The following is a 26,253-nucleotide window of genomic DNA, read 5'->3' as shown; positions in this document are numbered from 1 at the left end:
TCATTCGTACCCTGAGAATTACACTTTGAAGTGATTCAGGGTATGCGCTTACTGGTTACGAATATTGAGCGAGAATCATGTGATGATCGCCGCTTTTCTTTCGAGCCAGTAGGTGCTCCACGTTCGCTAACGAATACTCAGGGCATGCAGATAAACTGCTGGCTATATTTCTTTCGAAGAGCGTGGAATGCATACCAATCCCCGATAAAAAGGAGTTGGTGATGACTGTGACTAATCAATTTGCTGCGCACGTTGGTCTGGACTGGGCTGATAAAAAACACGATGTCTGTGTTCAGTTTAAAAACGGTGAACGCGTATTCGATGTGATTGAACATACAGCAGAAGCGCTTGATGCCTGGCTTACTGAGTTACACCAGAAAGTAAAAGGTAGAATCGCAATAGCTCTCGAACTGAAGAAGGGCCCCGTGGTATATGCTCTTCAAAAATACCCCTTTATCACCGTTTTCCCCGTCCACGCATTGTCCCTGGCTCGTTATCGGCAAGCCTTCTCGCCCAGCGGCGCTAAAGATGATCCGCAGGATGCCGAGCTGGCATTAGAGTTAATGCTGCGTTACCCCCAGAAGATAAAAGCTATTGAACCCGACAATGCGGATATTCGCTTACTTCAGCAACTGGTTGAGCAACGTCGTCAGTTGGTTGAAGATAAACGACGCTTTGTGAACCGGATAATCAACACGCTTAAACAGTATTATCCTCAGCCACTGGAGTGGTTCTCACATCGGGGTAGCTTACTGTTGTGTGAGCTGATTATCCGGTGGCCCAGTCTGCAACAACTGAAACGAGCCAGACGCGACACGATCCGCAACTTTCTGAATGCCAAAGGTGGTCGCGCTATGGCCCTTACCGAGCAACGTGTTGCGAGTATTGATAATGCGATCCCATTGACTACAGACCCGAGTGTTATAGAGGCTAATGCTTTGATGGCAGCAGCACTGGCGACACAAATTAAAGTCGTGAGTGAAATCATCAAAACCTATGACGAACGAATCGAAACGCTGTTTGACACATTGCCAGATGCGGGGCTGTTCAAATCACTTCCGGGCATGGGACCGTGCATGGGCCCACGGATGCTTGCTGCACTTGGTGATAATCGTGACCGGTTTAACAGCGCTGAAGAAATTCAAAACTACGCAGGTATAGCACCGGTGACCGAACGAAGCGGCCAAAAATCATGGGTTCACTGGCGATGGCAATGTGCCAAGTTCGTCAGGCAGACCTTTGTTGAATGGGCTGCCAAGACGGTTAATTCATCATACTGGGCCAAACTGTATTATCAGGGCCTTAGAGAAAAGGGCAAATCTCATCAGTCTGCGATCCGGGCACTGGCGTTCAAATGGATAAGGATCATTTACCGCTGCTGGAAGGCCAGAACCTGTTATGACGAAGCGAAATATTTGCTGGCTCTCGAAGCGAGACACTCGCCCTTACTGAAGCCATAAAAAGCTTGTCGAATGTCTCAGGGCGTGAAGCGGACATTGCAGACTGCCCAGTAGAAAAAGTGCTATCAGAATTATCTAAAGGAAGATCGTATTTACCATGTCTCATTCTAACTGTTTAATAAATTACAAAAATTAAAATTTCCATTTAATATCATCGCGTTAAGCAAGAGAATTAAACCTCTCATTTAATTTATGATTCTTATTTAATTCATGAGTTGGTGTAAAAATAGGTTGCCGCACTATAGAAAGACACATATTTAAACCCAGCAGGAAATCATATTTGAAAGTAATGTGTTTAAGGGGCTGCGTAACAAGAACAGCAAGTAAACACATAGTAATAACAGTTACCATTCCCATTTCGCAAGTGGCCATATCAGAGGTGAACTAATGCCTGCTGCAATTTTAAGAATTAAGGTTATCCTAATAATTCTTTTGTATGATTAAGATCATCGATAAATTTACTAAGGACTCATTAATGAAATTGCGACTCTGGAATCTATTACCCCATGATTACGCTCCTTTTTTTCGTATTCTTCACATCATTGTGGCATTTCTAATATTATCACAAATTATTAACTCTAATCTGACAGAGACCGAAGCAATTGGTGAACATAGTCTTGAAGGAGTTATAACCTGGATGCACATTATTTCAGGGTTAGGACTGATTATTTGTGGTTTTATTATGTTAAGTTGGATGCTTACTCAAAGAGGTTTTACTTATTATTTTTCATGGGTAGGGCTTGACTTTAGTGGTATTAAGCAAGATATAAAAACGTTGACTAGTTTCCGACTGCCCGATGCACATTCGGGAGGTATTGCCAGTACAATCCAAGGATTTGGAGTTCTAGCATTGCTAATTGTAGCACTTTCAGGTGGCCTATGGTTCTTGTTGAATACCATGCAGTCAAATCTGGCTGAAACAGTAATCCACTGGCATAAGTTCTTTACTACTTTCATTGAGGTCTATTTTTATGCACATGGTGCAATGGGAGTTTTGCATATTTTAATTGAAAAATATAAAAGCCGCTCAGTTAACCTAAGTGACTAATCTGTTGTGAGATAATATTACTTCAAGTTGAAGAAAACCCTAAAAATAAAATTTAGTTTACTAGAAGATGAAACAGCACTTGCAGAGACTTTTTAATTAAATTTAATAAAAACGAAAAAATATTCATGGCGAAATGATTGTTTAATTATCTATCATGGATAGAAATGTGAGTTAGTCGTCCTATTTTAGGAAGTTAATAATGACTAAAACAAAAGGGTTACCTCGTCCGCTGACGCACTACGCTTGGCTTTCCATTGCCACGGCTATTGCCACTATCGGACTCAAAGGTGTGGCGTGGAAAATGACCGGTTCGGTCGGTCTGCTATCTGATGCCATCGAATCCGTAGTTAACCTCGCAGGAGCCCTAATGGCGCTCTGGATGCTGACCTTGGCTGCGCTTCCGGCCGATGAGAACCATGCATATGGGCACGGCAAAGCCGAATATTTCTCGAGTGCTTTCGAAGGATTTCTGATCCTATTGGCGGCAGCCAGTATCGCCTATACCGCAGTTGAGCGGATGTTAACTCCACAGCCGCTTGAGGAGATTGGTCTCGGATTACTGGTTTCAACAGTCGCATCAATCCTTAATTTTGTGACGGCTCGCATTTTGTTAAGGGCTGGCAGGCAGCACAACTCTATCACTCTTGAGGCAGATGCTCATCACCTGCTGACCGATGTCTGGACGTCGGTCGGTGTCATTTTTGGTGTCGGACTGGTTTATCTGACCGGCTGGTTTTGGGTCGATCCGATCGTTGCATTGCTGGTCGCAGCCAACATCGTTTGGACTGGTTATCAGCTTATGAGTCGTTCAGCTGCAGGTCTGATGGACGTATCGCTACCCACGGAAGAACTCAAAAAAATCGAGTCACTGCTGGCAGGATATCGTGAACAGGGGCTTGATTTCCATGCACTACGTACACGCCAGGCTGGCGGGCGGGCGTTTATGACAATGCACATCCTAGTTCCTGGGCGATGGACTGTTCAATATGGGCACGACTGGGCCGAGCGTATAGAGAATGATATCCGCACCGCACTGCCTTTTATCCATATCACCACTCATGTGGAACCGTTGGAAGATCCCGCGTCAATGAACGACCAAACGCTCGACATTTCTGATCACTAAACTAACCACATGTCGCTGGTCGGGCAGGGTAACAAACCTCGCTCTACAAAAATTTCAGGTATTCTCTATAATTCTGAGGGTACTTGATGTGACCTGCGCCCAATTGTTGGGCACGCAATATTTTTAAAAAGTCCGCTTCTGGCACAAAGCGGACAGTGATCACCGTTCTTACGACTACTTTCTGACTTACTTCGTGACTTGCCCTAAGCATGTTGTAGTGCGATACTTGTAATGACATTTGTAATTACAAGGGGTGTAAGACATGGGTAGCATTAACCTACGTATTGACGATGAACTTAAAGCGCGTTCTTACGCCGCGCTTGAAAAAATGGGCGTAACTCCTTCTGAAGCGCTTCGTCTCATGCTCGAGTATATCGCTGACAATGAACGCTTGCCGTTCAAACAGACACTCCTGAGTGATGAAGATGCTGAACTTGTGGAGATAGTGAAAGAACGACTTCGTAATCCTAAGCCAGTACGTGTGACGCTGGATGAACTCTGATGGCGTATTTTCTGGATTTTGACGAGCGGGCACTAAAGGAATGGCGAAAGCTGGGCTCGACGGTACGTGAACAGTTGAAAAAGAAGCTGGTTGAAGTACTTGAGTCACCCCGGATTGAAGCAAACAAGCTCCGTGGTATGCCTGATTGTTACAAGATTAAGCTCCGGTCTTCAGGCTATCGCCTTGTATACCAGGTTATAGACGAGAAAGTTGTCGTTTTCGTGATTTCTGTTGGGAAAAGAGAACGCTCGGAAGTATATAGCGAGGCGGTCAAACGCATTCTCTGAACCAAAGCATGACATCTCTGTTTCGCACCGATGGTGACACTTCTGCTTTGCGTTGACAGGAGAAGAAGGCCATGAAAATGCCGAACCAACCCATTGTTTTGTGCATATTAATAGTTTGTTTAACGCTGTTGATATTCACCTGGCTCACACGAAACTCGCTTTGCGAGTTGCGGATGAAAGACGGAACAAGGGAGGTATCTGCTATCCTGGCCTACGAATCCGGTAAGTAGCTGACAAAGAGGGGGGCAACCCCCTCTTTTCGGGGTGTGGATTAGTATGCCATCGGCACCTTTTGAAAGGGTTTCTCCAGTCGGGGAAACCCTTTTTTCCTCCCGTCTTGTGGCATATAGCCTTTTGTATAAATCAAGAACCAGACCCAAAGAGTCCCACTTCACGCAAACCGTTCAAAAGCCTTAGCGTAATCCAGTCGGGAAAAATTTCACCGGTGCTCGTCCGGGCACGTACCGGAAACAATGGACTTCTCACTGGTCGGTAGCTCATAGAACGTAGCCATTGCGGTCAGTCCTTATTCTGTACCCAGTAGAGTTTTATGGCCGTCTGGCAAATCGTTCAAACATTGTCATTTCTGTTCTCGCTGCATCCGGTCAAATGATACGGTGAATTCAGCTCATGGGCATTCGCATCGCAGTCTACGAAGGCACCAGAAGTTTGAGGATGTTACGCAAAGAACAGTTATCAGGTTTGCTGGTGGGCGTAATGCCTACCTCTACTTTACTTCATAGGGATTCTTCTGCGGGGAAGCAAGAATTGACTCAACGTTGTCCGGTCGTACCAGATTTGTCGCGGAAAGCGCCTTTTTGTGAGGGGGGCCGCAGCGCTAAACCTTTTCCTGGAACGACATGAAGGACAGCAGAGCGTCCGCCCTGGAGGACAGCTCAATACAGTCTCCACGCTGCGGTTCTATCTCTTCGTCAATGGTTTCATTGTACCAAATACGCAGCCGCCATCCCTTCGCAGGGAAAGCGCTCTGCATCGCCAGGACCATCCCCTCCGGCGACAGCAGTTCTCGACAGAGGTAGCAGGCCCCGATCCGGGTTGAATCCCGCAGCCACATTACGGGATACTCTTTAACCAGTTGGTCATACACGCATTCTGCCATATGAAAGTAATTTTCGTCAGCCCTGCAAAAATCACACATTCGATTTCCTTAAATGGTGTTCATCGAGATAATTCAGAAAGTTGATTCGCCAAACTACGGGGCATTTCTTTAATGGCGGAGCTTTACATCACTATTTCTGTCATTTTCAAATCCGCCGGATACAGCAATAATTGCACCGAACAGCGGTTTGAACTGCAATGCATCCGTAGGGTATGCGACAATAATAAGGCTCTTCCCGTACTCTTAAAAATGGAAGAGTTTAAAACCCATACTGCTGGGATGAGCGAAGCACGGTACATTATGCCAGCGTATAAGGGCCGTCATAACTTGTTTTTTTCTAGAACACGGCGAAGTTTTCTTACCTGGGAAGCTGTGGAAAGCGTACCGGTTCGGGGATGGCATGCGCTTGCCTTTTCACCTGGTTTGAGTACATAGGCTAATGCCAGCTCGTTCAGAGCCGCCTCAGCTTTCAACAGGGCCTCAATGGCCGTGTTCAGGTATACAGTTCGGCTCTCATGGTTCATCAGGATTTTCCTCACAAGGGTAAAAATGACAGGCGATACCTGCCGTTTACCCTTTGTCTCCGTTAAGAATGGCATCACGGCAGGCTTCCCAGATTACCTGGGCATTAGCATCACACTCCACGAACCCGCCGCACTGATCGTATATCACCTGGTATACCTCAGGGGGAATCTTCCCAGGCGCAACCGGAGTTGAGCGTTTGCCTTTATGAATCTCATCTGCGGTATCACAGACAGCGTCGAGATGCCGCGACATCCACTCAGATAATTTCAGACCCTCTCGATTTGCCTGTTTTACATAGCGAACCTTTCTGGAAACCGTAGATCGCATCTGAATCTGTGTCACAGCTGGCACATCTTCTTTCATGGCATTCTGTAATGCAGCTTTGGGCTTTTTCATGTTCATGGTTGCTTTAAATTATTCTGGAGTTCGTCTGATATAAATGCTGACGTGATCTGTCAGCGTTGCTTAAATAGTTTATCGCCTTCCGCCAGTTCGCCGTTGAGCTGTTCAATCACGCTCCAGATGAGCCGATCATCCGGCGTTGAGCCTGCACACTCTTTCACGACCGCCACGGGTCTAAATTCTTCAGGGTCTGCCTGCCCGGAGGTGAAGAGCCTGCTCTCAATCCAGTGGGCCCCCTCTGTGCAGCAGTGGCAACTGGTTTCAGGTGGTTCATCCAGACCGTCCACTCCACAGGCTGAGCAGGTGAACAGTTTGCGAGACCCACCAGCCAGTGGCGTATCGCAAGCTGCTGGAAGTGCGCCAGCATTGCGCCAGTACAGCACATGATTTGAATCGTAGCAGTGTCCATGAAGCAGAAGCGAAACGCCGCAACTGCGAGTTTCAATGGCTTTGCCTGTGCCAAGGTATTGCCCGATCTCGTCCCATACGTCCACTAAGGTGTCAGGCAGCGGACGCGTAACAGGGAACTTAGCGCAGTCGTCCGGGGTGCCTTTAATGCAGCAGAGGGCCGAATACGCAAGCTCCTGCATTTCGTAGGAGTACTGACCACATACCACGCGTTCCAGTTTGTCGATTAGTTGTTCTTTATTCATCATACTCAGCCTTATTAAACAAATTCATTACGCCACTGGCACCATCTGGCCGGAGCAGACTGCGGCCCGGTAGTAGAGCCGCAGGGGGTGTCGCTGGACTAACAGGTGCTCAGTGAGTCCCGCACTTCCTCATGACTGGTCATTTTCAGAAGAAGCTTTCCAGGGCAGCGTGGTTCCGCCTGTGAACGGGTGACGTCTTCGTTGATTGCCTGGATATGAGCAGATTCAACGGTCCGACGCTGTACGACATGGTTGCTCAGGTTGAATTCGCACTGGAGCCTTCTGGCATCAGAATCCGCGTTCATTGCAATACGTTCATCAAAGCGGCGGTTCATTCGCAGAGCCTCTTCGTGAGCTGCATCAACAAGGGTGCGTCTGGTGACATAGTCGTTACCAGCAAAAAACGATAGCTGAGCGTGTTCCGAAGAGTAGTCGGAGCTTCCCTTACAACGGGCAATCGCGGCTTCAGAGTGCAGGATTAATGAACTCAACCGTGAACAGACGTCATTGATGGTGCCGGTTTTCAGACAGTCGTGGATAAGTGTCCAGGCGGAAATGCTCAGCGGGCGGCTGGTGATCACATAGGGATTGTAATGATCAACCGTTACGATAGTACGCAGTGAATGAAGCGATTCGGACTGCGTACGTAAGTCACGGCGAACAGTACATGCCACCGAGGCAACATCTTTACATTCTTTGTCGGACATCGAGTCCAGTACGCGGATCTCCACCTCTGCCGCCTTTGAGGCGATATGCGCACTAATCTCACCCTTAAGACGTTTGTAGTCAGCCTTGAAGCTTCCCACGCTGTCAATATCGATCCAGTAACCACAGCTGTAACCAGCATTACCAAACTCGTCATCTTTCTCATAGTTCGGACAGCCGTCATTGCTCCAGCCAGCTTTTTCCAGCAGCTCGTCAATAGCGACCAGCTCAGCCATTGGTGCATGTTCGATAATGAAATAATGGACACGGCCCCAGGCATATGCGCGTGAACGGCCATCAACAGAAGTATCAGAAGTCGTCTGACGGGAAAGTTTCATGAGGTACTCCAGTTCTGCCCGGTACCGCCGGGGCGGTGGTGCGAAAGCCGCACCATGAATGACACTATGATCCTCCTAACTTCTATTGTCAATACAATTGAAGTGGCGTTGTATTTATTCATTATTTGGACCCGGCTCGTACGGAACGACCGTCGGGACTTGCCAATTATTCTGCGGTGAGCAGGGGGAAGGGAACATCCCACCGCTTGTTTCAAGATGTACAGCCAAGGAGGGCGCAGAATGCCTGACAGAATCATCGTGCAGCGGTAGCGAAAGACCTGACAAACGGGAAAAGTATCCTTTTATTCCAAAGCCAACCTCAGCTTTTAATGTCGCCAGTACGTTTCTTAAACATGCCAAATCGGTCTCTTATACGGCCGGATGGGCCCGATGAAAACGATAAAATGAGAAACAGAACCCGACACATCGCTGCTCTCTGGGAAAGCCGGTCAGCAGATGGAGCGCCAGGAACTAAATCCGCTGGTTTTAATAATGATTGAGGAGAACAAGATGAAAGATAACAAGACACGTCCTGTAGACTCGTATGCTCATGCTGATTTCATGGAGTCCGTCTTCAGCAACCTCAGGGCTTTCTGTGATGCGGAATGCCAGCGGCTAACTGCCGGTTATCCCCCAACTGTCAAACCAGAACAGCAAAGCACTGACGGCCAGCTGTCGGCGGCATAAATCATTACCTGCCAGTTCGTTCAAATTTCCGCTTCCTTAAGCCCGGGCCAAAAGCCCGGCTCAATCCAAAAACTGAACGTACCGGTTTACCTCTATATCTCCTCAATCCCCTGCGACTTACAAGAGACCCGCACCGGTTTAGCCATTCCTGTCCTGCCACTCTCTCATCACTGGCCCAGACAACCGGAAAAGTAACTTTTCTCTCCGACTCACCTTCTGAACCAGCTATTTTGCTTAAACGTAAAAACGGCCCACTGTTGTGAAGATTTAAAACGGACGGATCGAGTAGTATTGTCTCAGGAATTTTTTTTAAGAAAAGTTACTTTTTCTTCTGTGCAACCTATTAGAAAAAATGTCGAACCTGGTATTGTTGTGTTGTAGCGCAGTTAAACAACCAACCAAAAGAGAGAACAAAAATGTCCGCAATCGAAACTGAAGTAAAAAACAACAGCAACGAAATCAGCCTTCGTGGTTACCTGGAACGCACTGGTAACGGTGCCCGTAAAGGTAACGGCCTTATCATTGACCCTTCGGTTGTTGTAGAGCAGGAAGGCTTTAACACCCGCACGGCCGGTATGGGCGAGCTCTACTATTCAATGCCTCACGTTGTGGAACACCTGAACAGCCTGGCCGATGCCTACATGGAAGACCCGTTCAGCGTGACGCCTATCGTTGTTCAGATGGTTAATGGCGTACCTGTACTGCGTCAGGGGGCTTGCCGTATCCGTTCCATCGCTATTGCAAACCGCCAGCTGGAAGCAGAAGGGCGTGAACGCATTACTCGTATTCGCTGCGAAGAGTTTCGCGGTAGCGCTTCAAAAGCAGAACTCTTCACCCTGACCGGCAACTCCAACCTGGCGCTGTCTGTCGTAGCTGAAGCGCTTTCAATTAAGCGTCTTGTTGAAGATAAAGAAGAGCCTAAGACCTTTGCGGAACTGGCAAAAAAACGTGGTAAATCAGAGCAGCATCTTCGCCAGATGGTTCGCGTACTGGACCTGCCTTCTGAACTACAGACCATGCTTGTGAGCGATCAGGTGAGCATGTACGTTGCGCTGGACGAGTATATGTACAGCGGTGAGGATGCGGTAGATAACATCAACAAGGCGATCTCCATCTATGGTAAAGCGACGAAAAACACGCTGAAATTCGTCAAAGCTGCCAAGGTAGAAGAGCGCATGGCAGATCCGCAGACTCCGGAAAACTCCGGTGATGAGCAACCGGCAGGTAATGCTACCGTTAACACCCCGGTACCGGATCAACTGAATGATGAAAGCAATACAGAGACGCTGGTTACGCCACCGGTACAGGAACCAGCTCCGGCTCCAAAGGACAGCGCTCCTAAACAGAACCCGGCAGGTAAAGCACCATCCATGTCCAGCGTTCTGAACAAAAAGACCGTGACCGTCATTGCCGACACCGCGATCCCGATTTTTGAACGTATTGCTGAAGAAGCCAAGCTTAAAGAAGGTGAATCTGTCAGCACTGATACTTACACGCTTGTTCTGACCAATGATGAAATGAACGATATCATCAATGCTCATGCTGACCTGAAAGAGTACCTGCGTAAGCATGCTGAGAAGATGAATAAGGGACAGGCATGATTTTCTGACCGACCCCTCCATCCGGACGGGTCGGTAACTTTTTCAGGACAAGGGGAAACAGGGCAATGAAGAAGGCTTTTATCAACGTAGACAAGACTAACCCACTGCCAGTCCTGACGGATTCGGTGACCCGGGTAAGTATTCAGTGCACGGCAAAAGATGAAAACGGGGCAGGGATCGAAGTGAACATCCTCGACCTGATTCAGGATCATGATACGGATGAAGTGAAAGTGCAGTTTGGGAGCTCGCCTGTTCAGGCTCTGGCGATGCTCCGCCGGGTTATGACAGCACTGGAAAAGCAGGCAAATGCAGAACTGCAACAGAATTCCTGCTCGCGTATGCAGTAAACGGTAAAAGCAGAATGTTCCCTACTGGATAAACCCGGTGGACCTCACGGAGAGCAAGTCACCGAATGGTTCACTGTTAAGTGATATACATCCGGATTTATAAGGTTTTGCAGCATCCGAATAGGCAATAAATAGAATTATTTTGATTTATCTCAGCAAGGAAATGGAAAGCTACCAGATTTTAGGATAGCGAAATGCCTGTATCGCTACTCTGCTGAATTAGAAATGATTTTAAACGCAATGCATAATGATAGAATAGCAATGCCTTTAATTATTTGTCACGTCTGAATTATATGTAGACTTACGGAGAGGATATGGTAATTACTTATTCATTATCGGAAACGTTTAATATGTTTTTACGCGAGATTATTGCATCTGGACTTGCAGTTTTTTGCGCATGGTGCGTTTTGTGTCTTTTCTCTGATCAGGAACGAGGTAAAGAGGTTCCTGTTTCTATGAAAAAAATAACTTCAAAGTCAGCTTTCTCCTACTTTATCAGTTCTCAAATTGCCGCTTTTATTATCTCCTTGTTGGGTTCAATCTTAAGCACGAAATGGGACAACATCGTCTGGAATGATGAAATAAGACAGTTTTATCTGCATGTAGGATTTGGGCTGGTAGCTTGTGTATTCTGTCTGCTTGTAATCTTGCATGAGAAATTTATCAAAAGAAATTTAAATGTTTATTCTGGTTATTGTGGTTCACTGGCAGTTAGTCTCACAGGAATCTTTGTACTTTGTGCGTTATATCTGACATTTTCATTACCATTTCATTATGAAGAACGTCTACTTAATGATGCATCCTTGGTGGCTTCGGATGGCGTTGAAAATTCAGTCGTTTTTGCAGACGGTCGTTACTGGGTTTTTGAACTGGGCTTACCATATTTCAAACAGTCATTGCTCAAAGAGGTAAGAAGGGGCAGGTACCAGCTAATCTGCACTACAGAAAAAAAAACAACATGCTGGTCTGGCAAAAAACTTCCCGAAAAACCAACCTCTTTGAAAGCTAGTTCATAAAGATTTAAACTGCTCGCTTAAATCCACACTGGTCCAATTTTGAAAATTTATTGTGTTTTTAAAAGAAATTACAGTGTGGGTTATTAGCCAGTAGGTCGGAGTTTTATATAATACCCAAAAACACAGGAGGTATTATGAAAACCAATCTGGCCTATGCATCTAATTGCTCCGATTCTGTCTACTCCTATATTTATCAGGCACTGCAACAACGCTCTGGTGCCGAGAATGAAAGCCTTTATCAGCAGGCCATTTCCAGCTGCTGCACAGATAAACAAAAAAAGAAACTGGCCGGGTATTATGCCGGTCCATGGCAGCTGCTATTCAACGCGTGGTGTAACAATCGCGTCCCTAACACAGCGGTGCTGGCCCTTTTACTCCAGCAGTGCTTATCTCATTTCCAGTGCGAAGAAGTGATCGCAGCCTGGCAGTAACCCTATCAAGCCCCTTCGTATAGCGGAGGGGCAGGAGATATCTCATGTACAGAAACGACAGAAACGTGGATTCCTTCAACCTGGTTAATGCTCTTCAGCCGGTCTTTCGTAACACCGGCTGTGGGATGTTTGAATATGATCGTAAAAAGCAGAATGAAACCGCTGATTCAATCTTACGAGCGTTGGCGTTAAATGCCGATTTCGCGAGGGCCTTAAAACAGTACGTCCGGATTAATTCTGTACGACGGGTTGTTCAGTTCGATGACGGCTCGGTTCGCTATGGTATTCATGCCGAATTTGAAGGGCATAATAAAATTAATTCCTTCCGTATTTTTAAAGATGAAGATACAGACGCATTTGACTCCTATTTTTATTCGGTTTGCGATAATAAAGCTGAGCTGGTGGATTTTAAAATGGACTCTCTCGATATTCAATTGCAGGCAGTTTTTGAAAAGGTGACAGGTATTTTTCTGTCACATTAAATATTCAAATTTTCAATCCTCGGGCTGATAGACAAAAAACGCACTTTAGAATATAGATGAGATGAATATGAAAAACGTAAATATTTTGGATACCGATATTGCGGCCATTAATGCTCTTTCTGGCGTAGAACTGACTGACTTTCTCACTGCCGGGTATCAGGTAAACTGGTTAGGAGAAAGGGAGGTTTCGCTGGTGGGCTTTCCGTGTTTAGCAAGCAACAAGCAGCCGGTAGAAGTTGGTCCCGGCATTTTCATTAATCGCGTGTACAGCAGAGACAGCCAGTCTCTGAGCGGGAAATTGCGCTATGACCTGTCTAATGGTCTGGCAACGAGTGCATTTTCATTTTTCTCCCAGTCAGGCTGGTATGGGGGATTCCGTGTCGTATCTTTCCGTGACAACGGGCCAGCTGCGTTAATCAACATTGGTATTGTCCATGAGAATGTTTTGAATGCATTTTGTGCTGACTTCCCCCGGGCCAATGTGAGCGTAACCCGTTTTCATTGTGGCATGACGCTTGAGCAGATCCGAATGTTCATTTCAGACACTGCTTACGATATGCCGCTTTATAACAACGAGTCTGACTTTCGCAGGCTCGCCAGTTAGCATGGAGGCTGACTTCAGTGCTTACGCCTAAAAGCCGGTGAGCGAGGTGGCGGAACCGGTTGGCTTCGCCCAGTCTTACTTACTTCTCTCAAGGTACTGCGCTGCAAGCGTACGTAAAAAAAGTAAGTAGCTAAATGGCGTGAGCGATTAGTTCTATACGGGAAGAAGTCATAGTATTCTGAAATGATAGTTATCTCATACGAACGATAGTAATGGAGTTTCTTAATGGGCGTTGATATCTGCTGGCGATTTCAAAGGGAAGAAAAGCCTGGTAAATGGATTAATTTATCAAGCAATTATAAAGGGGACCGATCATATCTCCACTTTGCCTGGCTCGGATTTGATGTAGATCGTGAAAGGGCGAGCACATCAGCAGTTTTTATCCACGCATTACGCGGATTACCTGATGATATACCGTCCGAAGATGATGATTTATTCGGTGAACATTCATACTCATGGCTGACTTCGGAAGAAATTTTGTCAGCCATACCACCCGATAACGCCGGAGAGGTGATCCAGGAATTTGTCGAAGAAGTAAAGCGTCTCCACGTGGAGAACGGCAGCGTCCGTTTCGTCTTTGGATTTGAAGGGTAACCCGTAAGAAAGTAGCTATCTTACCCGGCTAGGTCTCCAATCTCTCAGATGCTCAAAGAGGGCCGGGCATGGTGCCCACACATCCCCTACCATTCCGATTTGATATTCGTCTAATACACCCTTTAAAGAAAACAAGCAGACGGCAATGAGACGTCGGATTAGCGTCAGCAAATATGAGACGTCAGTAGTCGATGTTTGTCCTGCGGAACGTGAATCTGTTTACAAGGGGTAAAGCCGTACCATCCATGAGGGCTCAGAGAGCCGGGGTCTCCTCCAGATCACTGGAAGTTATTGACTCTGGCAGGCCTATCCCTATGACTTTTTCCCGGATGGCAAATTAAGAGCGAACAGGGCCAAATTAGTACTCTTTTCTAAACGGAAATACTGAATCACCCTGATATAACTGGTCTCTCACAAGACAGGAGATCATCAATGGAACGTGTAATATTTTCAGTAATCTTTTTTATGATGCTGGGCGTACCTTTTTACCTTCTTTATAAAATTGCCCGGGACATTTTTGGTACCGCCGGTGCTGGTGAGCCTGCACAATTGCCTCAGGGCAAGCAAAGACGCTCAGGAGGCGCTGGTTCGGGTTCGATCTGGCAAGGACACCATCTACAGGGGAGCAGCCATTTGAACCCCCTCGGAGGTGATTGTAATGGTGAAAATAGCATAGCTGGTGGTTGTGATGGTGGCGGTGGAGGAGGTGACGGAGGTGGTGGTGGTGACTGATAGCCTGCAACTTTAACTATCAGGATGAAACCCATGTCCAGCAACCGGAAAAAGAATTCATTTCAACCGAAAAGCCCTGCCTTAAAGTGAAGCGTATTAAACGTGAAGGATGCTGAATTAGAGGGTATCGGTTTTATACTGAAGCGTAACTGGAAGAAGGATCTGAAATTAACTATTACGGAAAAGTAACTTTCTGACTCACCACGTACGCCCCTCGGTTATGCCATACAGTTTGATACGAAAACAGATCAGTAAGTAGATTGCTATACGCCGGAGAGAAGTCTATTTTTCATGCACCGAACCTGTTTGGCCTGCAATGGAAGCAGGTATAATAATCACATACAAAGGAGGGCATTATGAATACATTTTTATACGTGCTTTTGGCCTGGATTGTTGTGCTTTTTATCGCCAACAAACTGCTCGCAAGACGTAAGCCCAATACGGTTAAAATCCTGGTACAGCGCAACGGGAAAGCCGCAGAGGTTGATGCTGTAGTGGTTCAGGGTTCAAAGAGAGCTAACAACAGTTCTGTTGCGGACAGCGACGCGGTAGATAGTTATTTTGAAATGAATCCTTACTCCCGCGAAAACCAGGCGAATGGTTGGGCTATGCTGGCCAGAGACGATGACCAGCTTAAATAATCAGTTGAGTGTGATGTGTAAAGCAGCTTAAAACTCTAAATGGACGAACAGGGGAGGTGACAAAGATGACAACCAATACAACAACGACCACCTACCGCTCAGAAGAAATCGTGCCGTTCAGACGGCCCAAAGGGGATCTGGATAGTCGGTATATGCCTCAGGTGTATGCAATGGTGCGGAACTGGGCAAGTAACCCTGCTCAATATGGTGAGGGTGTACTGGCCTCCTACCGCCAACCGGCAGTAAACCTTGCCTACCAGGTAAAAGGAACTCGTGTTGTTTTAATTCTGGTACCAGTAGAGTGCGAGCCACCTGGAGTGATAATGACGGAAACAGTCCTGTGGCCGTCACTATCACTTGTAGAAGTCTTGCAGACCTTGCAGGAGGCCTGGCAAAATATTCCGGCGTTAAACCCCTGACGACTTCTGTCAATATCACCGGCTAGTGATTTACCTCTCTGCTGGTGGTCAGCCCGCCTAAGTTCAAATTATCTCTTTCTAAATTAGCCCGGATAAAAATCGGTCCCTCTAAAATAGCCTGCCCTGAGTAGGCTACGTCATACAAAGCGTTGGCCAGTCACCAGCTGGCTGGTGGCCATAATGCTCCACAGGATAAACCGTATCAGAACTACGCAAAGAAAAAGCCCCAACAATTTACCGATGGGGCCTTTTGCAGACATTTTACAGCCTTACCAATGATAGAGCGCTAAGGCTTCTGCTTAGTGAACAGACTTGCCCACAGATAATGGATAAAGTTGAGCAGAATGTATGTTACTCGTTGCTCGAATTTCATCGGGGCTTTGTACTTTGTCGTTATGTTATGAATATGAGTAAGGTCCGTATAGAGCCCTGGCGACTTCCTTGTTGACTTCAACACCGAACAGATGTGCTGAACAGACTCCGGTGTGAACAACCGTAGCCCTCGTCGTTGTTTGACTTTATGGATAAAATCGTCCATCCCCATACATAACCATTCCGGCTTGATGCCATCAAACTTACAACGTCCGTTTATGATGACGACATTGATACATTCCAGTTCTCTAGCCTTAAGAGCAGACTGAATAGCCCTGATGTGCCCCTGGTTTTGCTTAAACGGGTTCTGCAACTTGAGGGTTCGGGACTGAGTCCATTTCCGCCAGTGGCTTTCCTCCAGAGTACCGTAGAGCTTGCCTACGTAGTTTTTCTGCTCTATGACGTATATACCATGTGGGGCTACGAGAATGTGATCAACCTGCGTAGTGCTATGAGCCGACAACTGAAAGGTGAGATCACTAAGTAGCCCCTGAGCTTCTTCAGGAAGCCCAGATTCAATTGCCTTTGCAGTCCGCCGTTCCGCTATGGCAGAGGTCATAAATCCCAACAGACACAGCAACACGACGAAAATAAGGATAATGAAAGCTACCCCCGTAATGCTCCACAGCAGATTGAAAGCATCCATGTTACCTCACAGAGGGGTAGCTGGTGGCATTAACAGATTCTACTAAGCGGGTAGTGGTACCGGTAAGGCTCTCAATATTTGAAGACAGGCTCATCAGCATGCCGAGTGCAGAACGGAGATTACGATGAGGCTCATTGTAGTTTTTGAACGTGTCAGTGGAGTACATTTTTGAAAGACGTGTACGGATCTCTACTGACGTAAGATCTCCATCCACCAGGCCGTACTTAACTGCCTGAGGTGTTGGCCATACACGGCCTGAATAGAGAGAAACAGCATCGGCATCATGACGCGAGAGAAGCTTTTTACCCCGTCCAAGTTCAACATCAGTTATAAATTTTTCATGCATCGTGTTCAGGATCTCCTTCTGCATGAACTCCCTCGTTGAATCGGACAATGGGTGGAAGGGGTCAAGAGCATCTTTGAACTCACCGGCCGTAAGGGGCTCATTCTTGACGCCTACTGTGCTCATGATCTCTGACAGATTCCAGTGGTCCATACGCACACCGATAGAACCGATCAGGGCATTACTGTCGGCATAAATTGCATCAGCGGGCGATACCGCGTAATAGCATGCGGATGCGCATATGCCTTTCACACTAACGATGATTGGTTTATATGAGTCTGCGATATCAGAGAAAAAACGACCGGTACCGCTGGAGAGTACTTCGAGGGAGTTTTGCTTCGACCGTGCTTCATCGCCACGTTCTGTGCTCCCGGTTTTGTTACTCTTGTCAGCGGCTACAGATGAAAGAGAGCCACCGGCATCTGATACGCGTTCAATCTGTGGCTGGTGGTTTTTAAGCGCGTTTATCTGGCGGTAAATAATGATGGCGTCAGAGGGACCACCACCACCTGACTCTGCCTCGATAATAACTGCTTTGGCATGGGGATTATTGTAAGCTTTGGCAAGAGCTGTTGCGATCACTGTTCCATCGCCCGTTTCCGAGCCGGTACCCATCTCGCCAGAAATCCGTATTACAGCTATATGGTCTTTCTTCCCTTCAGCGTCCTGCCATTGTTCGTAAAGATTGTAGAAAGAAAACCCTACAGCGGTCATGGCAATTAGCGACATAGCAACTTTTGCCGTGGTATGAATGCGAAACATCTTATAAAAACGGTCAGCGTTATCATTGAGCGATTCTTTGATATTTGTAGGGGACTTCCTTTTTTTACTGCTTAACATCTGACCACCTTTACATGAGTTTTTGAAAGTTAGACCACAAGCGATTCAATGCAATTCCCAGTATCAATAAAGCGACTGGTGGGAAAAGTTGAGCGATATTGTTAAATAGTGACATATTTGGCATGACCAGGTAGACCATCGTTAAAGCACTGATCACCCAAAATGCTCGAAACCAAATACGATAAAACTGAACTGTAACCTTACCAAATACGTACCTCTTCAATTTCCACTGGTACATTCCATCTGCTAGCATGGCAAATAGATAGGGCAGAAAAACGATTAGCCACCCCAGGATTAAGTTCCACCGGAAAATGGACTGATAAAGTAAGAGGGGTATGTTTTTGGCCATAGTGTAATTAATAGAGGTAAATTTTTCAGCAACAATGTTAATACCTCTGGCTGGTTTTTTGGTGTCAGGGATCAGAATAGTATTCAGATAGTCAATTAACTTATAGTCATGTACCAACCAATTTAAAGTCGCTTCACTATTTGCAATGACAGACTTCCAACGGTCATTTGATATGATGGACCGGCTTGCATTAACCTCCTGAGTAATCTGATATTTGAGCTCCTCAGTATTCTGGAAAGCCAAGCTGTAACCAAAATAAATGACCATGCCAAAAAAAAGCATTGTTCTGAGCACTGCTGCCCTGCTTGTATTATCCGCAGCCATTGCTTTCCCTCCATTCACGAAAAAGAGCTAGCCTCTGATCGTGATTGCAATAGTTGTTACGCCACATCGTCGGGATACCCAGGAGCCAGTGGTACTGTTTAGGTATGATTTGGTCGATGAGGCTTAACTCCGCCAGTTCTTTATGCTCTGCGCTTTTCCACTCGATCTGTCCCACATCAGGAACAAATACAGCGGTCCTTGCTTTTGCGGCCTGGCGGGAAAATTCTATAAAGTTGATGCCCCACGGCGTCCAGTATCTGTACTGCTCGTTTAGGCCGATGTTAAACACCGGCAGAGAAAGAGTTGAGTCGGCAAAAGCCGAAATCACATTTTTGCAGACTCTTGGACTATCTATTTTTTCCTGTTCGGTTTTGAGATGAGTCAGCAGTGCACGGTCAATAATGCTGTTAAAGGTGTTTGTATAAAGGCCATTAGGGTCAGGAAGCTGATCTATGGCAGTAATGATTTTAAATTTTAACCGAGAAAGAAAGGGAGAGTCCTCAATAGTAACTATATGACTATGTGTTGTTTCTGGATGAATCTGGGGTTTGATGCGCTGTACTTGTTTAAAAGAGACACTACCTGGCAAATTAATGAATGCGCCCACCGTGCGTGTTAAATCGACGAAATAAGGCAAAAGATAACAACCAAGCATACGGGCATTCTTTTTTACAAGATCACACCGTACGTCATTGTTATCGAAAGAAATACGGAAACTAACGAATTTACGTTCAGGACCTTCGCTGGTGGTCAGTGATTGAATCCATTCATGGCATGATCCTTGTGGTACCGACCAGTAGCTGGTTTCACGGTCCCCAAAGGGATCAGTCGTGATCAACTCTCCCTTTAAAAGGAAAAGCTCAGACAGGGTATTTGCCATGGAGAATAGGGAATCGATATCGTTGCTCTGACAAAATTTTCCCAAATGATGAAACGCGTTTTTTTCTATCATAGTTAGCCGATCTCGAACTTCCTGAGAATCTGCGTACTTTAAACCCAAAGACTGAAAGCGCCTTTTTACGAGCGAGCGACATTTGCTGACTTTTAGTGCAGAGCTTAAAATTTGCTGGCGCGTCAGGACAATTTTTTCATCCATCAATGCAACTTCCTTAGAAATTTATTAAGATTTTTGATATCGAGATTTTGACGCAAAGTAACTTTTCCGGCCTTCTTGAAAAGCATTTCCGACAGAGTTGTGTTTGGCTTCATTTGTTTCTCAGCAACAGCAATAGGGATTTGGCCTACAACCTTCCTGCCATCTTGAAGCCTGGCAACTATGTGAAACATAGGGACCTGACCCAAGAGATCCTTTGGAATACTCTCTTCTAAAGTTGTCTGCTTTCTTTCTGAGATTGAACCTGAGAAGTTATTATGCGGCAAAGATGTTTCTGAACCGGTCGTATAAGTGACCATATTTGTGCTTATCGCACTCTTACCAAAGTTCTCTACAACAAGCGTCTGAGTAGGAGTATCGTTGACTCGCAAGCTTATATAATTGTTGCAGAGCCCCGTAATTCGATTGGCAGTTTCAACACTTGCCGCAGCAATAAAGTCGGAGATGGTTTGGGTGCAAATAAACAGTGCAATTTTCGCTGCACGACCCTGCGCCAGAAGGTTAATCATAGGGTTGTTAATGGCTGAGTGTGCCTCATCAACAAAAATACTTATCCTGGAATTAGCTGACATATCACCATCTTGAGCGTTGTAGCGACTACCGGCACAGGAGGTCAGATCTGACATTATTAATTGAGAAATAGCAGCTGCTGTATCGGGGTTTGAAAGGCCATCAAGCGAAATGTATAGCACCCCGCCAGTGCTGAACATCCCTTCGCTTGTTACAATTTCTCTTGATGATACTGAGTTCGGGTTAGGAGATAAAAGCTCATTTAAAGGTTTTTCAATGAGCATATCGAAAACAGGCATAATACCTGCGGTCATTTTAGCCATATGCTCTGGGTCGGACATTGAGTAATCAATAAGCTGGGAAACAGTATCTAACCAGTCTATTTGTTCGGACCCCTCGTAATTCATGAAATGAGCCGTAAACCATTCAGCGAGACGCTTGAAACGTACCGGCAAGGTATCGTTAGCGACGTACTTAACTTTTTCGGTCCAGACATCGTAACCATAATATCTCGCGTAACATGACTCCATTACCTTGACTGTAAGATTCACAATAGACATGTGGCTTTTCATGTTCTTGTGAATCAGATAAATAGAAGGCTTTTTCTCTATGTAAGAAAGCCCGGAAATCACATTGGAAACGAGAGCCTTGGCATACTGAACGAATGGGTTAACCTCACCGGGAACTGTCACCAAGCTCAAAAGACGAGATGTTAGGTCAGAAACATTAGTATAGGTGTTGCAGACATCAATACAGACCGAAGATGCTGGCTGGCCAGGATGAAATTTATAGAAAGGAAGACCGAGGGTCTTAGCCTCTTCCATTAGAGATTCTCGCCACTCTGCATCGTTCTTTGGATCTATGACAACAACAACATGACCAAGATGAAGCATGCTAATGCTTAGTAAACGCTGTAGCACCGTTTTCCCGGTACCCACGTTTCCGGTTATCAGAGTATGACCAAACCAATTGTCTTCAGTTACAAATATGGGTTCCCTACGTTCCACAGCAAAAATTGCATTGCTGCCGCCCATCTTACGAGCCATTGCGTCAAAATGTCTCTTAATTGGGTTGAAGACGAATGGCAACTCGATCTCACGTTTATCACTGGAGAGGTTAGCTATTTGATATGCCCGATCCGCATGTTCCGGACCCCACTCAAACCCATCACAAAAATAGGACTTTCGCTCGGGTATATCCTTATTTTTATTTTGATAATCCTGAACCAGTTGACGATACTTTCGCTCATTGGAGAAAAAGTTACTTTTGTTAATTACACGCAGTGAATCAAGACTAACGAACATGAAATGTCGCTTGAATACACGCCAATGAGCCATCAAAAATGGCGCTGCTGTTTTGCAACGATAAAGGCACAGCAAAAAAAGCAATATTGAGGTGAACAGAACTATTGGGGCGATGTCCAGTCCGTCTGAAGAAAGTCCCATATAAAGCATAGAAACCGAACAAATCAAAAGTATTGAGGCACTACGATACTCAAGAATAGGCCGATAAAAATTCTCTTGTGCATGGAGGTTAGTCCTCTTCGAATCTGACATTATAGGTTCCCAGCCTCTTTCAGGTTATTGATAATTCGTTCAATGTCCACTTTCGCCCGGTCTGATGCGGCCAGCAAAGTAGGCATGTTAAATGCATGGCATTTTGTATTGATCACAGCACCAGAATTAACGAGGTACTGAGGAAGCTTATTGAAAAGATCTTGAGCCTCTAACTGCGACCCAAATTTTTCCACGCAAGATTGGGTCAGATAGAGAGTATTAGGAGTACTTACCATAAATCTGTTTTTGCGCTTTCTTTTAAACGCCACCTCCATTTTGGACAGAATTTGATGCAGTACTAACGCAATTTCTACAAATTCAAGCTCTGTAACGTCACCTTCGCTTATAAGCGAGAATTCACCATTTTGGTCTGATTCAGTAGATGCAAAGACTTTACTGTTCAGATTGTGACCAGAAACAGGTGATGCTGGTTTTTGTACTTCTGCTTTGTCCGATGATTTATTCCGGTTGCGCTTGGGATTTTGTTTTTCTACCGGTGCTGTTGGGGCGAACAGTCTGGCCAGTGCTGGCGAAAGATGATGCCCCTTAGCGTCTGTGGGCGCATGCTCTCCATTTGATTCTTCAAGTACAGGAGGTAAGGCGGGCTCTTCACTTGCCATCACACTGGTTGCGGCTGCTTCGGTCTGGGAATACACAACTTCAGCTGGTGGTGGGCAGTTACCCTCAGTATCTGGTTCTGAGTTTTCTTGTCCTACAGAAACATCCATAGAGCGTTCATTCGTACCCTGGGGATCAGCGTTCTGTTCTCGGTTAAGTTCTGGTAATTCTGACGGCTCGGAGAGAAGCTTTTCATTATGGACCGAAGAGCTTGTTGCACAACTACCGACTTCTGGCCGAGAAACACTAAGCTGTGAGAAATCGGTATAATCAATGATCTCATGCTCTTCATCTTCTTTCTCAAAAAGATGTTGATAATGTTCATATTCCACAGCCTCAGTTTTCAGCGGACCAGTCGCGGATGCACTATCGGTTCCATGATATTCCACGTCGCCAGAATGTTCTTCGACTGCATTTACACGTGGGGGAGGCAGCTCAAGCGTTTGCTTTGGACGTGGGGCAGAGTTTTCAACAGAAGACTCATCATTAATCACTAATGCCTGATACATAGAAGTATTGAAAAGTGACTTTAAAGTTGTTGGCCTTCTTGGCTCATGATAGGTGAGCTGGAACCCGGCGCAGTTATCGCCGAGCTGGACTAAACGCAGATCGTCAATGTCCCTTACTATCCACATTCCATCGAGAGAGCCTTCTCTGAATGTCAGTTGGAAATAGGGCTCTTCACTGAATGCTTTTTCATCTAATCCCGGCAGCAATGCCATAGTGGTATCTATGTTGAGGTAGGGGACAGCATCAACACACACTATATAGTCATTGGAAAGTGGAGCGCTTAAAAGGAGTTCATGAAGTTGGTTGACCAGGACATGGGATTCCGTGTCCTTTGCCGATTCATCTTCACTTTCTTCTATATCAGGAATGACAGGATCAGCTGCTTCCTCACCCTCAGATTTAACTATCTGCGTGTCATTATCAATTTCATTATCACTTTCGGCTTTCTTCTCAAAATCGTCGGATGAGCCTTCATTTTTCTTAGAATGTATATCAACATCAATAGAGGCAGAGGAGCGGCCTAAATCATTAACCTTAAGAACAGCCGTCTCAACAGTATCAGTAATTTTAGTTATAACGTCCCGACCGGGCACTGGTCTTCTGTATTCAGTAACTGTTTTTTGCTCGTCAATGTAAATAAAGTCTTTATTGGCATTAACGCTAAAAAGACCCGGCACTGAGTCAGGGATTTTATAGGAATCAAAGATTAAACCAATCCACCTTAGCTTAAGAAGGTTATAGAATTCTAGTTTCCCTATCCCATTTCTAAAGATGTTTGATATTTCGTTTTCCGAATAGATACCCGGAATGAAGTAGTGAACGACACGCTCATCATCATAGGGCTCGACGTAACCACGTTGAACTAGGGATTCTACCAATACGGTCTTACCAGCCTCTCCCTGAGGGAAGTTATATTTATGTAATTCGAAATCATTGAGAACAAAATCAAGGAATGCGTTCTCGTTAAGGTATACCTCACCATTTACGATAATGATGTGCATAGGCTTAGCATTGTAATTGTTGATATTGATACTGGTAAAGTTGTGCTTGATGGTACTAATGGCCCTTGCTGCTGCATCATTAGAACGCAGACCCATGATAGGGTCACGTAAAACATTAAGGTCTGTACCAGTAGAATAGAAATCAGCGGTCCTCACGCATTTAGACAAAAAGTCATTCCCATCAGTATAAACGTTTAGGGCGGTGATCATTTTTGAATAAACACGTTCTTTATTTACCCGATCCAAAAATGCAAGACATACCGGGTTTAGGATTCGCTCAAGGAAAACGCTGGACCAGATATTATGTTGATTATGAATACGCTTTCGCCAGTGGATTTCGTATTCAACCACGTCATTTTCACGTGCCCAGTCAAGAAGACTTTGTGAGCTTGGCGTCCAAATGATCGGACTAGCTAAATTCAGGCTTACAATGTCGAGATCGTAAACCTTTCCGGCATCATGGACTAAACCACAGATAAACGCAGCATAGAGATATACTTTTCTACGGACTACTTCTTCATCTTGATATCCGATTGGTCTCAGTTCTGAGTGATGCGCATTTTTTAAAGAGAGTATGGCCACTTCCAGGCTGTGAGAAAGTAACCCACCAATACCATTATGATGATGATTTTCGGAAGCTGGCAAAAGATGTATCCAGCGAACATATTCAACCAAGGGCTTTAAAACTAAATTAGTAAATGTATATGCATCGTCCCTGATGTCGCTATCGCTGATAGCTAACATCATTGAAATTGAGTGCAGCTTTTCCCGATACAGAGACAGGATTGACTGTTCATTAAATGTCTGTATGCCCGTCGGACGAGTTGGATACTCGATGAATTTCAGGACTTCTGGATTTGGATGATCAGGAACAGTGTACTTCTGATCTCCTAGAATCTGCGCAAAAGGAGAGAGGCTTGATATATCCTCAATCATTACAGAGGTTGCATCATTCTCCTGAGATGAGAATATCCCCAAAATCCGTTTAATACATAAATACAGCGCCCTGAAATTCATCATCATACCTTATCGACGTTTGCCTGACAGTTCGGCTGCAATGTATGCCTGCACACTTTTATATTGCATTACTTTGGTGATGAACTCTGCTGGACTGTATGGCCCATCCTTACGGCGAGAAACATTCAGAGTCTTTTTCACATTCTCAACATATAAATTAATACTCTTTATAATGTTGTGAGACATAACCGGATAGTCGCTTACAGCCAGTAAACCCAATGAGTTGTACTCATACATTGTGTTCATGAGCTGGTTCATCTCGAAGATGTACTTGTAAAACCTCATGGTGTTGTGGTTATTGAAGTTGAGTTGTACTGGTTCAAAACTGAAAGGTACAAACTGAGTTGATGACATGAATGAGTCATTCTTGTCGAACTCAATTGACTTAATATAAGCAACAAGATTTTCTTTCATCTTATTGTTTTCTTCATGCAGCTCGTTGAACCAATCCTGAATAGCCTGAACAAGGTCAGGATGTTTAACTGCATCAACCGTTTTAAAGAGAGAGGAAATAGCGATACTCACATCATCAAAACCTCTGATGACTGCTCCATTTCTGGCAGTTAAAAACCGGTTAAAGTCTGGGGTGCCGGGGTTAATAATAACTTTGGCCATACCCTGGTGCTCTGGTCTACGTTGAGTAGAAGTTTGAGCGTTTACGCCTTGCTTTTTATTTGAACCTTTTACCATTACATCTTTTGGTTCAATGTTAATACGCTCATTGTCCGTGATAATTGCGTCGTTCATTGTGCCACCTTAGTTTTTGAGTATTGACGGATTTTTCGTCCAAGTTCGATATATGCTGAATGATAGAGCTCAAGCATTTCTCTGTAAGGCTCCAGCAATGCTTCCGTTTCAGAAATCATTTCGTATTCCCAGCTGGCATGGTTTACAAAACAGTTCTTAGAATATTTTCCACTTTTCATTGGTTGCACCCGTTTTGACATGTGGCTAGGCGCTCTTGTTTTATAAGGGCTGAACTGATGCCAAGTGATCGTTACTTTTCTGGCATTACCAATTAGCTCAACTTTTGGTGCGTAAGAACCCAGGTACTCCCTCTTTGGAACTTTGCTATGTCGGGTAAGGTTAATCTCTTGGTGGTTTCGTTCCTTCCACTTGATCCAGTATTTTGTAATGAGATCTTCAGCCTCAACACGCAAACCTTCAATCTGAGCACGTAAATTTTTACGTGTTAGCTCTATAGAACTTATAAGATTTGAATTACTCATGACGCCTCCTGATGTGAAATTACTATACCGGAGGAAATTTCCGTTTTTTTTCACGAACAGAAGATTTTTGAATGCTCTTTGATGAGGGAATTGAACAGATGTAATGC

General features: G+C 45.3%; 30 protein-coding genes and 1 pseudogene. 17 read left to right on the top strand and 14 right to left on the bottom strand.

Features of this window, described 5'->3' with window-relative positions:
* Positions 1 to 221: 221 nt before the first annotated feature.
* The 3 genes from ACOTYB_RS20450 (at position 222) to ACOTYB_RS20440 (ending at position 3,631) form a co-directional block, all read left to right on the top strand.
* Positions 222 to 1,460 carry an IS110-like element ISEsa2 family transposase gene (locus ACOTYB_RS20450; RefSeq protein WP_000219087.1) on the top strand — a complete coding sequence of 413 codons (1,239 nt, stop codon included), beginning with the start codon at positions 222 to 224 and terminating at the stop codon, positions 1,458 to 1,460.
* A 475-nt stretch (positions 1,461 to 1,935) separates the two neighbouring features.
* On the top strand, positions 1,936 to 2,508 hold the full coding sequence (locus ACOTYB_RS20445) for a cytochrome b/b6 domain-containing protein (RefSeq protein WP_001515348.1): 573 nt from the start codon (positions 1,936 to 1,938) through the stop codon (positions 2,506 to 2,508).
* A 199-nt stretch (positions 2,509 to 2,707) separates the two neighbouring features.
* Positions 2,708 to 3,631, top strand: coding sequence for a cation diffusion facilitator family transporter (locus tag ACOTYB_RS20440; protein WP_000167917.1), 924 nt, complete (start codon positions 2,708 to 2,710; stop codon positions 3,629 to 3,631).
* Between the two features lie 121 nt (positions 3,632 to 3,752).
* Here the strand turns inward: ACOTYB_RS20440 and ACOTYB_RS20435 are convergent.
* Positions 3,753 to 3,869 (bottom strand): annotated as a pseudogene (locus ACOTYB_RS20435) (hypothetical protein); the annotation flags it as partial.
* Between the two features lie 24 nt (positions 3,870 to 3,893).
* Here ACOTYB_RS20435 and relB point away from each other — a divergent pair.
* From relB to ACOTYB_RS20420, 3 genes are all read left to right on the top strand, one after another.
* Entirely contained in the window at positions 3,894 to 4,133 is a 240-nt protein-coding gene (gene relB / locus ACOTYB_RS20430) for a type II toxin-antitoxin system antitoxin RelB (RefSeq protein WP_000534858.1), read from the top strand.
* Positions 4,133 to 4,420: a type II toxin-antitoxin system mRNA interferase RelE gene (gene relE, locus ACOTYB_RS20425; protein ID WP_000323025.1), complete on the top strand. Its 288-nt coding sequence runs from the start codon at positions 4,133 to 4,135 to the stop codon at positions 4,418 to 4,420. Before relB ends, relE begins: the two co-directional genes overlap by 1 nt.
* A 71-nt stretch (positions 4,421 to 4,491) precedes the next feature.
* A complete protein-coding gene (locus ACOTYB_RS20420; RefSeq protein ID WP_001447866.1) occupies positions 4,492 to 4,650 on the top strand; it encodes a type I toxin-antitoxin system Hok family toxin in 159 nt (52 codons plus the stop codon).
* Between the two features lie 608 nt (positions 4,651 to 5,258).
* Here the strand turns inward: ACOTYB_RS20420 and ACOTYB_RS20415 are convergent.
* From ACOTYB_RS20415 to ACOTYB_RS20395, 5 genes are all read right to left on the bottom strand, one after another.
* Positions 5,259 to 5,579: a hypothetical protein gene (locus tag ACOTYB_RS20415; RefSeq protein ID WP_000332796.1), complete on the bottom strand. Its 321-nt coding sequence runs from the start codon at positions 5,577 to 5,579 to the stop codon at positions 5,259 to 5,261.
* A gap of 281 nt (positions 5,580 to 5,860) precedes the next feature.
* On the bottom strand, positions 5,861 to 6,064 hold the full coding sequence (locus tag ACOTYB_RS20410; RefSeq protein ID WP_001015183.1) for a hypothetical protein: 204 nt from the start codon (positions 6,062 to 6,064) through the stop codon (positions 5,861 to 5,863).
* A 46-nt stretch (positions 6,065 to 6,110) separates the two neighbouring features.
* On the bottom strand, positions 6,111 to 6,461 hold the full coding sequence (locus ACOTYB_RS20405) for a hypothetical protein (RefSeq protein ID WP_000743059.1): 351 nt from the start codon (positions 6,459 to 6,461) through the stop codon (positions 6,111 to 6,113).
* 59 nt (positions 6,462 to 6,520) lie between these two features.
* Positions 6,521 to 7,123 carry a hypothetical protein gene (locus ACOTYB_RS20400; RefSeq protein WP_012695474.1) on the bottom strand — a complete coding sequence of 201 codons (603 nt, stop codon included), beginning with the start codon at positions 7,121 to 7,123 and terminating at the stop codon, positions 6,521 to 6,523.
* 95 nt (positions 7,124 to 7,218) lie between these two features.
* Positions 7,219 to 8,163 (bottom strand): DUF5417 domain-containing protein, encoded by a 945-nt coding sequence (locus ACOTYB_RS20395; protein ID WP_000778029.1) that lies wholly within the window; start codon positions 8,161 to 8,163, stop codon positions 7,219 to 7,221.
* Between the two features lie 510 nt (positions 8,164 to 8,673).
* Here ACOTYB_RS20395 and ACOTYB_RS20390 point away from each other — a divergent pair.
* The 11 genes from ACOTYB_RS20390 (at position 8,674) to ACOTYB_RS20340 (ending at position 15,717) form a co-directional block, all read left to right on the top strand.
* Positions 8,674 to 8,850, top strand: a complete 177-nt coding sequence (locus ACOTYB_RS20390; RefSeq protein WP_001371930.1) for a hypothetical protein — start codon at positions 8,674 to 8,676, stop codon at positions 8,848 to 8,850.
* A gap of 416 nt (positions 8,851 to 9,266) precedes the next feature.
* Positions 9,267 to 10,451: a hypothetical protein gene (locus tag ACOTYB_RS20385; RefSeq protein WP_001272971.1), complete on the top strand. Its 1,185-nt coding sequence runs from the start codon at positions 9,267 to 9,269 to the stop codon at positions 10,449 to 10,451.
* A 65-nt stretch (positions 10,452 to 10,516) separates the two neighbouring features.
* Positions 10,517 to 10,798, top strand: a complete 282-nt coding sequence (locus tag ACOTYB_RS20380) for a hypothetical protein (RefSeq protein WP_000708863.1) — start codon at positions 10,517 to 10,519, stop codon at positions 10,796 to 10,798.
* Positions 10,799 to 11,112: 314 nt separating this feature from the next.
* Entirely contained in the window at positions 11,113 to 11,814 is a 702-nt protein-coding gene (locus tag ACOTYB_RS20375; protein ID WP_004248818.1) for a hypothetical protein, read from the top strand.
* A 134-nt stretch (positions 11,815 to 11,948) separates the two neighbouring features.
* A complete protein-coding gene (locus ACOTYB_RS20370) occupies positions 11,949 to 12,245 on the top strand; it encodes a hypothetical protein (protein WP_000856246.1) in 297 nt (98 codons plus the stop codon).
* A gap of 44 nt (positions 12,246 to 12,289) precedes the next feature.
* On the top strand, positions 12,290 to 12,727 hold the full coding sequence (locus ACOTYB_RS20365; RefSeq protein WP_000286108.1) for a hypothetical protein: 438 nt from the start codon (positions 12,290 to 12,292) through the stop codon (positions 12,725 to 12,727).
* Positions 12,728 to 12,794: 67 nt separating this feature from the next.
* Entirely contained in the window at positions 12,795 to 13,331 is a 537-nt protein-coding gene (locus tag ACOTYB_RS20360) for a hypothetical protein (RefSeq protein WP_000800251.1), read from the top strand.
* Positions 13,332 to 13,556: 225 nt separating this feature from the next.
* Positions 13,557 to 13,925 carry a hypothetical protein gene (locus ACOTYB_RS20355; RefSeq protein WP_000537761.1) on the top strand — a complete coding sequence of 123 codons (369 nt, stop codon included), beginning with the start codon at positions 13,557 to 13,559 and terminating at the stop codon, positions 13,923 to 13,925.
* Positions 13,926 to 14,357: 432 nt separating this feature from the next.
* Positions 14,358 to 14,657 carry a hypothetical protein gene (locus ACOTYB_RS20350; protein WP_000442693.1) on the top strand — a complete coding sequence of 100 codons (300 nt, stop codon included), beginning with the start codon at positions 14,358 to 14,360 and terminating at the stop codon, positions 14,655 to 14,657.
* 356 nt (positions 14,658 to 15,013) lie between these two features.
* On the top strand, positions 15,014 to 15,298 hold the full coding sequence (locus tag ACOTYB_RS20345; protein WP_001091367.1) for a hypothetical protein: 285 nt from the start codon (positions 15,014 to 15,016) through the stop codon (positions 15,296 to 15,298).
* Positions 15,299 to 15,363: 65 nt separating this feature from the next.
* Positions 15,364 to 15,717 (top strand): hypothetical protein, encoded by a 354-nt coding sequence (locus ACOTYB_RS20340; protein WP_000210769.1) that lies wholly within the window; start codon positions 15,364 to 15,366, stop codon positions 15,715 to 15,717.
* A 286-nt stretch (positions 15,718 to 16,003) separates the two neighbouring features.
* On the opposite strand, the gene ACOTYB_RS20335 is transcribed toward ACOTYB_RS20340, so the two are convergent.
* From ACOTYB_RS20335 to mobI, 8 genes are read right to left on the bottom strand one after another with little or no spacing between them, the layout of a single operon-like run.
* Complete coding sequence (locus tag ACOTYB_RS20335) at positions 16,004 to 16,735, bottom strand: nuclease-related domain-containing protein (protein ID WP_000338612.1); 732 nt, start codon at positions 16,733 to 16,735, stop codon at positions 16,004 to 16,006.
* Position 16,736: 1 nt separating this feature from the next.
* Entirely contained in the window at positions 16,737 to 17,918 is a 1,182-nt protein-coding gene (locus ACOTYB_RS20330; protein WP_000952985.1) for a S49 family peptidase, read from the bottom strand.
* A 10-nt stretch (positions 17,919 to 17,928) separates the two neighbouring features.
* Complete coding sequence (locus tag ACOTYB_RS20325) at positions 17,929 to 18,591, bottom strand: DUF4400 domain-containing protein (protein ID WP_000718549.1); 663 nt, start codon at positions 18,589 to 18,591, stop codon at positions 17,929 to 17,931.
* Positions 18,578 to 19,687, bottom strand: coding sequence for a hypothetical protein (locus tag ACOTYB_RS20320; protein WP_000343600.1), 1,110 nt, complete (start codon positions 19,685 to 19,687; stop codon positions 18,578 to 18,580). Before ACOTYB_RS20320 ends, ACOTYB_RS20325 begins: the two co-directional genes overlap by 14 nt.
* A complete protein-coding gene (gene traD, locus ACOTYB_RS20315) occupies positions 19,687 to 21,771 on the bottom strand; it encodes a conjugative transfer system coupling protein TraD (RefSeq protein WP_001284073.1) in 2,085 nt (694 codons plus the stop codon). The genes ACOTYB_RS20320 and traD overlap by 1 nt, the downstream gene beginning before the upstream one ends.
* A complete protein-coding gene (gene mobH / locus ACOTYB_RS20310; RefSeq protein WP_001011152.1) occupies positions 21,771 to 24,917 on the bottom strand; it encodes a MobH family relaxase in 3,147 nt (1,048 codons plus the stop codon). The genes traD and mobH overlap by 1 nt, the downstream gene beginning before the upstream one ends.
* 9 nt (positions 24,918 to 24,926) lie before the next feature.
* Entirely contained in the window at positions 24,927 to 25,664 is a 738-nt protein-coding gene (locus ACOTYB_RS20305) for a hypothetical protein (RefSeq protein WP_000995978.1), read from the bottom strand.
* Positions 25,661 to 26,146: a conjugative transfer protein MobI(A/C) gene (gene mobI / locus ACOTYB_RS20300; protein WP_000071885.1), complete on the bottom strand. Its 486-nt coding sequence runs from the start codon at positions 26,144 to 26,146 to the stop codon at positions 25,661 to 25,663. The genes ACOTYB_RS20305 and mobI overlap by 4 nt, the downstream gene beginning before the upstream one ends.
* Between the last annotated feature and the right edge of the window lie 107 nt (positions 26,147 to 26,253).

The organism is Enterobacter cloacae complex sp. IR5450, from assembly GCF_049238665.1.
Classification (GTDB): domain Bacteria; phylum Pseudomonadota; class Gammaproteobacteria; order Enterobacterales; family Enterobacteriaceae; genus Enterobacter; species Enterobacter hormaechei_C.
The sequence above is the reverse complement of the archived record's forward strand: the minus strand, read 5'-3'. Positions and strand labels throughout refer to the sequence as shown.

Bases quoted from the DNA above. Each gene is read 5' to 3' on its own strand.
- ACOTYB_RS20415 (WP_000332796.1), bottom strand. From the start codon at position 5,579: ATGTGTGATTTTTGCAGGGCTGACGAAAATTACTTTCATATGGCAGAA.
- ACOTYB_RS20325 (WP_000718549.1), bottom strand. From the start codon at position 18,591: ATGGCTGCGGATAATACAAGCAGGGCAGCAGTGCTCAGAACAATGCTT.
- ACOTYB_RS20340 (WP_000210769.1), top strand. From the start codon at position 15,364: ATGACAACCAATACAACAACGACCACCTACCGCTCAGAAGAAATCGTG.
- ACOTYB_RS20380 (WP_000708863.1), top strand. From the start codon at position 10,517: ATGAAGAAGGCTTTTATCAACGTAGACAAGACTAACCCACTGCCAGTC.
- ACOTYB_RS20405 (WP_000743059.1), bottom strand. From the start codon at position 6,461: ATGAAAAAGCCCAAAGCTGCATTACAGAATGCCATGAAAGAAGATGTG.
- ACOTYB_RS20450 (WP_000219087.1), top strand. From the start codon at position 222: ATGACTGTGACTAATCAATTTGCTGCGCACGTTGGTCTGGACTGGGCT.
- mobH (WP_001011152.1), bottom strand. From the start codon at position 24,917: ATGAATTTCAGGGCGCTGTATTTATGTATTAAACGGATTTTGGGGATA.
- ACOTYB_RS20440 (WP_000167917.1), top strand. From the start codon at position 2,708: ATGACTAAAACAAAAGGGTTACCTCGTCCGCTGACGCACTACGCTTGG.
- ACOTYB_RS20350 (WP_000442693.1), top strand. From the start codon at position 14,358: ATGGAACGTGTAATATTTTCAGTAATCTTTTTTATGATGCTGGGCGTA.
- ACOTYB_RS20390 (WP_001371930.1), top strand. From the start codon at position 8,674: ATGAAAGATAACAAGACACGTCCTGTAGACTCGTATGCTCATGCTGAT.
- ACOTYB_RS20305 (WP_000995978.1), bottom strand. From the start codon at position 25,664: ATGAACGACGCAATTATCACGGACAATGAGCGTATTAACATTGAACCA.
- relB (WP_000534858.1), top strand. From the start codon at position 3,894: ATGGGTAGCATTAACCTACGTATTGACGATGAACTTAAAGCGCGTTCT.
- ACOTYB_RS20395 (WP_000778029.1), bottom strand. From the start codon at position 8,163: ATGAAACTTTCCCGTCAGACGACTTCTGATACTTCTGTTGATGGCCGT.
- ACOTYB_RS20335 (WP_000338612.1), bottom strand. From the start codon at position 16,735: ATGGATGCTTTCAATCTGCTGTGGAGCATTACGGGGGTAGCTTTCATT.
- ACOTYB_RS20410 (WP_001015183.1), bottom strand. From the start codon at position 6,064: ATGAACCATGAGAGCCGAACTGTATACCTGAACACGGCCATTGAGGCC.
- ACOTYB_RS20365 (WP_000286108.1), top strand. From the start codon at position 12,290: ATGTACAGAAACGACAGAAACGTGGATTCCTTCAACCTGGTTAATGCT.
- ACOTYB_RS20355 (WP_000537761.1), top strand. From the start codon at position 13,557: ATGGGCGTTGATATCTGCTGGCGATTTCAAAGGGAAGAAAAGCCTGGT.
- ACOTYB_RS20385 (WP_001272971.1), top strand. From the start codon at position 9,267: ATGTCCGCAATCGAAACTGAAGTAAAAAACAACAGCAACGAAATCAGC.
- ACOTYB_RS20330 (WP_000952985.1), bottom strand. From the start codon at position 17,918: ATGTTAAGCAGTAAAAAAAGGAAGTCCCCTACAAATATCAAAGAATCG.
- ACOTYB_RS20370 (WP_000856246.1), top strand. From the start codon at position 11,949: ATGAAAACCAATCTGGCCTATGCATCTAATTGCTCCGATTCTGTCTAC.
- ACOTYB_RS20320 (WP_000343600.1), bottom strand. From the start codon at position 19,687: ATGGATGAAAAAATTGTCCTGACGCGCCAGCAAATTTTAAGCTCTGCA.
- ACOTYB_RS20420 (WP_001447866.1), top strand. From the start codon at position 4,492: ATGAAAATGCCGAACCAACCCATTGTTTTGTGCATATTAATAGTTTGT.
- ACOTYB_RS20375 (WP_004248818.1), top strand. From the start codon at position 11,113: ATGGTAATTACTTATTCATTATCGGAAACGTTTAATATGTTTTTACGC.
- traD (WP_001284073.1), bottom strand. From the start codon at position 21,771: ATGTCAGATTCGAAGAGGACTAACCTCCATGCACAAGAGAATTTTTAT.
- ACOTYB_RS20400 (WP_012695474.1), bottom strand. From the start codon at position 7,123: ATGATGAATAAAGAACAACTAATCGACAAACTGGAACGCGTGGTATGT.
- relE (WP_000323025.1), top strand. From the start codon at position 4,133: ATGGCGTATTTTCTGGATTTTGACGAGCGGGCACTAAAGGAATGGCGA.
- ACOTYB_RS20360 (WP_000800251.1), top strand. From the start codon at position 12,795: ATGAAAAACGTAAATATTTTGGATACCGATATTGCGGCCATTAATGCT.
- mobI (WP_000071885.1), bottom strand. From the start codon at position 26,146: ATGAGTAATTCAAATCTTATAAGTTCTATAGAGCTAACACGTAAAAAT.
- ACOTYB_RS20445 (WP_001515348.1), top strand. From the start codon at position 1,936: ATGAAATTGCGACTCTGGAATCTATTACCCCATGATTACGCTCCTTTT.
- ACOTYB_RS20345 (WP_001091367.1), top strand. From the start codon at position 15,014: ATGAATACATTTTTATACGTGCTTTTGGCCTGGATTGTTGTGCTTTTT.